This window comes from Mesorhizobium sp. M2A.F.Ca.ET.037.01.1.1, from assembly GCF_003998075.1.
Taxonomy (GTDB): Bacteria; Pseudomonadota; Alphaproteobacteria; order Rhizobiales; family Rhizobiaceae; genus Mesorhizobium.
In genome coordinates this window covers 1-1,926 of record NZ_RZSA01001138.1, presented here as the reverse complement: position 1 = coordinate 1,926, position 1,926 = coordinate 1, and the positions used below count along the sequence as shown (strand labels likewise).

Here is a 1,926-nt window from a genome sequence, read left to right as displayed (position 1 = left end):
GCATATAAGATACATCGACTGGAGGCGTCGTCGATCTAGCCGAGCCGCTTTTCCATGATGAGCGCGGGCAATCCCGAACTGCCGCCGCAATCGGCGGTCCTGCCCGCCTGGCGGAACCCGTTCGCCTGGTAGAAGGCGATCGCCACGGCATTTGCTTCCTCGACTTCGAGGCGCAGCGTATCCATCTCCGGAAAACTGGCCTCGACTTCGTCGAGCAGCGACTGGCCGATCCCCTGCCGCTGGCAGGCCGGATGCACATAGAGCTGGTTCAGAAGGACGATCTTCGGGTCGGTGGTGGCGGCGGCGAACGCCATGCCGCCGAGCCGCTTGCCGTCGTCAGCAACCAGGAACTCGGAATTCGGACGCGTCAGCCGCGTCTTGAGCGAGGTGATCGAATGCCAGTCGTCGGTGATCGCCGTAACCCGCTCGGCGCCATAGATGGCGTCATAGGTCGCATGCCAGGTCTCGACCAGCAGCGCGCGGACCGCAACAAGATCGCGCTCGCTGGCGGTGCGGACGAACATCGCTCTATTCGATGCCCAGCTTGGCCTTGACGAGGTCGTTGACCGCCTGCGGGTTGGCCTTGCCGCCGGTCGCCTTCATGACCTGGCCAACGAACCAGCCGGCCATGGTCGGCTTGGCGCGCGCCTGCTCGGCCTTGTCCGGATTGGCGGCGATGACCTCGTCGACGGCCTTCTCGATGGCGCCGGTATCGGTGACCTGCTTCATGCCGCGGCTCTCGACGAGCTGGCGCGGGTCGCCACCTTCGTTCCAGACGATCTCGAACAGGTCCTTGGCGATCTTGCCTGAAATGGTGCCTTCCTTGATCAGGTCGAGCACGGCGCCCAGCTGCTCAGGCGAAACCGGAGCATTTTCAATGTCTTTGCCGGCCTTGTTCAGCTGCCCAAGGAGATCGTTGATGACCCAGTTGGCGGCGAGCTTGCCGTCGCGCCCGGCGGCAACCTTCTCGAAATAGTCGGCGATCGGCTTTTCCGAAACCAGCACCGAGGCGTCATAGGCGGACAGTCCAAGCACATCGACCAGCCGAGCCTTTTTGTCGTCGGGCAGTTCCGGCAGGTCCTTGGCGAGCGCATCGACATAGGCCTGGTCGAACTCCAACGGCAAAAGGTCGGGATCTGGGAAATAGCGATAGTCGTGCGCTTCTTCCTTGGAGCGCATCGAGCGCGTCTCGCCCTTGTTCGGATCGAACAGGCGCGTCTCCTGGTCGATCTTGCCGCCGTCTTCCAGAATGGCGATCTGGCGGCGCGCCTCATATTCGATGGCCTGGCCGATGAAGCGGATCGAATTCATGTTCTTGATCTCGCAACGCGTGCCGAACGCGCCGCCCGGACGGCGCACCGAGACGTTGACGTCGGCGCGCAGCGAGCCCTCGTCCATGTTGCCGTCGCATGTGCCGAGATAGCGCATGATCGAACGCAGCTTGGTGACATAGGCCTTGGCCTCGTCGGCCGAGCGAATGTCGGGCTTGGAGACGATCTCCATCAGCGCCACGCCGGAGCGGTTGAGGTCGACATAGGACATGGTCGGGTGCTGGTCGTGCATCGACTTGCCGGCGTCCTGTTCCAGGTGCAGGCGCTCGATACCGACCTCGATATCCTCGAACTCGCCCTGGCGGTCGGGACCGACGGAGACGATTACCTTGCCCTCGCCGACGATCGGCTGCTTGAACTGCGAGATCTGATAGCCCTGCGGCAGGTCCGGATAGAAATAGTTCTTCCGGTCGAAGACCGACTTGTGGTTGATCGCGGCCTTGAGGCCGAGCCCCGTGCGGATAGCCTGCTTGACGCATTCCTCGTTGATGACCGGCAGCATACCGGGCATCGCCGCGTCGACCAGGCTGACATTGGCGTTGGGCGCGGCGCCGAACGAGGTCGAGGCGCCGGAGAATAGCTTGGCCTGCGAGAT

2 protein-coding genes are annotated in these 1,926 nt (G+C 63.2%); both read right to left on the bottom strand.

Annotation, left to right across the window (positions count from 1 at the left end; all coding sequences use genetic code 11):
* Window positions 1-35 precede the first annotated feature (35 nt).
* Window positions 36-524 carry a GNAT family N-acetyltransferase gene (locus EOA27_RS34340; protein ID WP_126082847.1) on the bottom strand — a complete coding sequence of 163 codons (489 nt, stop codon included), beginning with the start codon at window positions 522-524 and terminating at the stop codon, window positions 36-38.
* Window positions 525-528: 4 nt separating this feature from the next.
* The coding region (gatB, locus tag EOA27_RS34335) for an Asp-tRNA(Asn)/Glu-tRNA(Gln) amidotransferase subunit GatB (protein WP_127258488.1) at window positions 529-1,926 on the bottom strand (1,398 nt) is incomplete at its 5' end.